The 4,427-nt window shown below is 61.8% G+C and carries 6 protein-coding genes; all 6 read left to right on the top strand.

All coding sequences use genetic code 11. From position 1 onward, the window contains the following. Window positions 1–32: 32 nt before the first annotated feature. On the top strand, window positions 33–1,307 hold the full coding sequence (locus tag HY896_06390; protein ID MBI5575978.1) for a sigma-54-dependent Fis family transcriptional regulator: 1,275 nt from the start codon (window positions 33–35) through the stop codon (window positions 1,305–1,307). Window positions 1,308–1,350: 43 nt separating this feature from the next. After that, a complete protein-coding gene (gene flgB / locus HY896_06385) occupies window positions 1,351–1,716 on the top strand; it encodes a flagellar basal body rod protein FlgB (protein ID MBI5575977.1) in 366 nt (121 codons plus the stop codon). A gap of 2 nt (window positions 1,717–1,718) precedes the next feature. Next, window positions 1,719–2,132, top strand: coding sequence for a flagellar basal body rod protein FlgC (gene flgC, locus HY896_06380; protein MBI5575976.1), 414 nt, complete (start codon window positions 1,719–1,721; stop codon window positions 2,130–2,132). Continuing rightward, a complete protein-coding gene (gene fliE / locus HY896_06375; GenBank protein MBI5575975.1) occupies window positions 2,132–2,419 on the top strand; it encodes a flagellar hook-basal body complex protein FliE in 288 nt (95 codons plus the stop codon). Before flgC ends, fliE begins: the two co-directional genes overlap by 1 nt. Window positions 2,420–2,438: 19 nt before the next feature. After that, entirely contained in the window at window positions 2,439–3,977 is a 1,539-nt protein-coding gene (fliF, locus tag HY896_06370; protein ID MBI5575974.1) for a flagellar M-ring protein FliF, read from the top strand. After that, window positions 3,978–4,427: flagellar motor switch protein FliG (gene fliG / locus HY896_06365; protein MBI5575973.1), on the top strand; the 450-nt coding region annotated here is incomplete at its 3' end.

The raw sequence follows: 4,427 nt of genomic DNA, 5'->3' as shown, positions 1-4,427 counted from the left end.
CCGGCCGGGAAACGGGAAAAAGGGGAGGTGGCGTGAAGCCGATCCTCGTCGTGGACGACGACCCCCAGATGCGCTCCGCGCTGAAAGAAGCGATCCAGAGGATCGGATTCGGCGCCGACGCCTGCGAAAACGGACAGGAAGCGATCGGCCGGATTTCCCGCTCCGGCTATTCCCTCGTCGTGACCGACATGAAAATGCCGGGAATGGACGGCCTTTCTCTCCTGCGGGAGATCCGCCGCCGCTCCGCGAGCCAGCCGGTCCTCGTCATCACGGGATACGGGACGGTGGAGAACGCCGTCGAGACGATGCGGGAAGGCGCGACGGACTACCTGCTGAAACCCTTTTCTTTCGACGCGCTGAAAAAAGCGGTCCTCTCGGTGATGGCCCGCGCCTCCCACGAGCGGGAGATGCACACCGCCGACCCGGGAATGCGCAAGGTGCTGGCGGTGGCGGGCAATATTGCGGCAAGCGACATCACGGTCCTTATCCATGGTGAGAGCGGCACGGGAAAGGAGCTCCTTGCGCGGTACATCCACCATACCGGCCGGCGTGCGGAACGTCCGTTCGTCGCCGTCAATTGCGCCGCCATCCCCGAGACGCTGATGGAGTCCGAGCTGTTCGGGCACGAGAAAGGGGCGTTCACGGGCGCCGCCGAGAGGAAAAAGGGGAAGATAGAGCAGGCGAACGGAGGCACGATACTTCTCGACGAGATAGGGGAGATGCCGATCCTCCTCCAGGCGAAACTTCTGCGTGTTCTCCAGGAGAAGGAAGTCGACCGGGTGGGGGGGAAGGAACCTGTGCCCGTAGACGTGCGTGTGATAGCCACCACGAACCGGGACCTTCAGAGGGAGTGCCGGGAAGGGCGATTCCGCGAGGACCTCTACTACCGGCTCAACGTGTTTCCCGTCAAGCTGCCCCCGCTGAGGGAGCGTCCGGACGACATCCCTCTTCTCGCGGCGCACTTCGCGGAAAAATTTTCCGCCGCCGAGGCGAAGAAGATAGTCGGATTCACGGAGGAGGGCCTGGCGGTGCTAAGGAGCCGTCCCTGGCGGGGGAACATCAGGGAACTCCAGAACGTTATCCGCAGGGCGGTACTCATCTGCTCCGGTGACCGGATCGGCGTGAACGCGCTCATGTTCGACGAACCGGAGGAAACCGGCGGATTCAACGGGCGAATCCGGGACATGGAAAAGGAGATGATCCTGCGCACATTGAAGGAAGTCGACGGCAACAAGGCCCGCGCCGCCGAACTCCTCGGAGTGACGGTCCGGACGATCAGGAACAAGCTGAACGAGTACGGGCACTGAGCCCGGAATCCATGGCACGTTTGTTGTAGAGAAAGGGATTTCCATGGGCGATATATTCAAAACCCTCGAGCGTCAGATCCGCGCGGCCGGAATACGCCACGGCGTGATCGCCTCCAACATAGCTAACGTCGACACGCCTGGTTACAAGGCGAAGGACGTAAAGTTCGACGAAACGCTCGAAAAGGCGACGATCGAACTGCGAAAGACCGCACCGGGCCATATCGGCGAGTCCGGGAGAGCGGAAGGCGGGAGGGTCGATGTGGAATCGAGACCGTCCTGGGGGGACGGAAACAACGTGGAGCTCGATGTGGAAGTCGCGAAGATGACGGAAAACGCGATCTTTTTCCAGACCGCCGTGACTCTTCTTTCCACGAATATCCGGATGTTCAAGACGGCGTTGAGGAGGTAAGGATGAACTCGTTCGATGTGCTGAAGATCAGCGGCTCCGCGCTCGAGGCGCAGCGGCGGCGGATGAACGTCATCGCCTCGAACCTTGCGAACGCGGAATCGACGCGGACGGAGGAGGGCGGCCCCTACAAGCGGCAGGACGTCGTCTTCGCTTCCGAGAGCGTGGGATCGGATCCGTTGGAATTGAAGGGCGTCAAAGTCGCCGACGTCGTCCCCGACGGAAAACCGCCGAAGACGATCTACGAACCAGGCCACCCCGACGCGGACAAGGAAGGGTTCGTGGCCATGCCTAACATTAACCCGATCGAGGAAATGGCCAACATGATGATGGCTTTCCGGGCCTACGAAGCATCCGTGGCCACATTCAATACCGCGAAATCGATGATGCTCAAGACGCTCGAGCTCGGGAGGGCGTAATGACGGACATGAAAATCACCGGAATCGGCGGCGTCGGAATTTCCGCTTCCGTCAAGAACCCCGTCAAAGGGACCGCAGGGTTCGACGATATCCTGAAGGACGCGGTCGGCAAGATTTCCCAGGTGCAGAAGGATGCGGAAACGGCTGTCCGCGAGCTTTCGACGGGGGGAGACGTGACGAGCGCCATCATCGCGATGGAGAGGGCGGACATGACGTTCCAGTTGATGGTCGAGGCGCGCAACCGGCTGCTTTCGGCTTACGAAGAAATCATGAGAATGCAGATTTAGTACGGAGTAGGGGAAAACGATGGCGAACATGCCAAACGTGCTCGACGCCGTAAAGGCGTGGCCCGTCCGCAAGAAAGCGACGGCGTTCGCCGTCAGCGTGGCCTCCATTGCCCTGATTTTCTTCGCGTTCACGTGGTCACAGAAGGAGGAGTACCACGTCCTCTATACGAACCTGTCGGAATCGGACGCCGGCCAGATCGCGCAGAAGCTCAAGGACTTGAAGGTGCCCTACCGCGTCGATGCGGGGGGGATCCTCGTCCCGGAAAACCGGGTGCACGAGGCGCGCCTCCAGCTCGCGTCCCAGGGGCTTCCGCAAGGCGGGGGAGTAGGCTTCGAGATCTTCGACAAGACGAGCCTGGGCACGACGGAATTCGTGCAGAAGCTCAACTACAAGAGGGCCCTGCAGGGCGAACTGGCCCGGACGATCATGTCGCTGGGACCGGTGGAGCAATGCAGGGTCCATCTTGCGATGCCGGAGAAGACCCTGTTCGCGCGCGAGGGGGAGCACGAACGGCCGACCGCCTCAGTGCTCGTGAAGCTTCGTGCGGGAAGGACCCTGTCTCCCACACAGGTCGACGGCATCATTCACCTCGTCGCAAGCAGCGTGGAAGGGCTCAACTCGCGGGAGATCTCTGTGGTCGACGGGAAGGGAAACGTCCTTTCCAGGGCCGGTAGCGAAGTGGCCGGCCTGACCGAGAGCCAGCTGGACTACCAGGGAAGTTACGCGAAGGAGCTCGAGGCCCGAATCGCGGGGATCCTCGAGCCTGTCGTCGGGAAGGGAAAGGTCCGCGCGAAGGTGGCGGCGGTGATCGACTTCACCCGCAGCGAGACGACCGAGGAGAAGTTCGATCCGGAGAGCCAGGTCGTCCGAAGTGAACAGAACCATACGGAGAAATCGACGACCGTCGGTGCGAGCGGCGTTCCGGGCACCTCGTCGAATCTCCCCGGGAAAACGGCGTCGGCGGGGACGCCTTCGCAGGGACAGGCCGAAAAGCAGAACCACACCGTGAACTACGAGATCACGAAGATCACGAGCCGGACCGTGAGCGCCCCGGGCCTTGTTAAAAAGGTTACGGCGGCCGTTCTTGTTGACGGCACGTACGTTTCGCAGCAAGGCTCCAAGGATATGAAGTACGTCGCCCGCAGCGAAGAAGAGATCCGGCGCTACGAAGAGCTCGTGAAGGAAGCGATCGGCTTCACGGAAACGCGGGGGGACCAGGTCAAGATAGTCAACATGCCGTTCGAGGTCGCCCGCGAGGAGGAGATTCCGCCGGTGAAGACCAGCTACATCGCGATGGCGGCCCCGGCTGCAAGGTACGCCCTGCCGGTCCTTGCGATCGTCCTGCTGGCCCTCTTCGTGCTGAGGCCTCTCGCGAAGTCGCTGACGATCCCTGGCCCGGCGCTTCCCGCCGCCCGCGGCGGGCTCCCCGCGCCGGTCGGCGAGGCCGAGCCGGGGATGGCGGCGCCGAAGGAGCTGCCGGCCAGGGAGCAGGTCATCAACTGGGCGAAGAAAAATCCGCAGGACACGGCGAACATCATCAAGGGGTGGATGCGATAAATGGCAGGCGCGCTCTCGGGATACGAAAAGTCGGCGATCCTCTTAAGCCTCGTCGGGGAGGAAACCGCCGCGGAGGTGCTCAAGAACCTCGACATGAAGGAAGTCGGCAAGATCACGACCCATATGAGCCGGCTCAAGACGATCAAGAAGGAGACGCTCGATACGGTCCTGAAGGAGGTCACGGGGATCATTTCCCGCGATGACTTCCACATCATGGCCGGCGACGAATACATAAAGAAGATCCTGTCCAAGGGTTTGGGAGAGGACAACGCCACCAAGGTCCTGGAGCGGGCTTTGAAGGACGCTCCCCTCGATTCGTTGCGGTGGGTCGACCCGTGGACGCTGGCGAACTTTTTGATGACCGAGCACCCTCAGACGATCGCATTCATCCTGTGCCTCCTCGAGCCGATCCGCGCTGCGGAAATCCTGTCCCACTTCGGGGAGGAGCTG

The organism is Deltaproteobacteria bacterium (assembly GCA_016218975.1).
Taxonomy (GTDB): domain Bacteria; phylum Desulfobacterota; class Deferrimicrobia; order Deferrimicrobiales; family Deferrimicrobiaceae; genus JAENIX01.
This window is presented reverse-complemented; position numbering and strand designations above follow the sequence as displayed.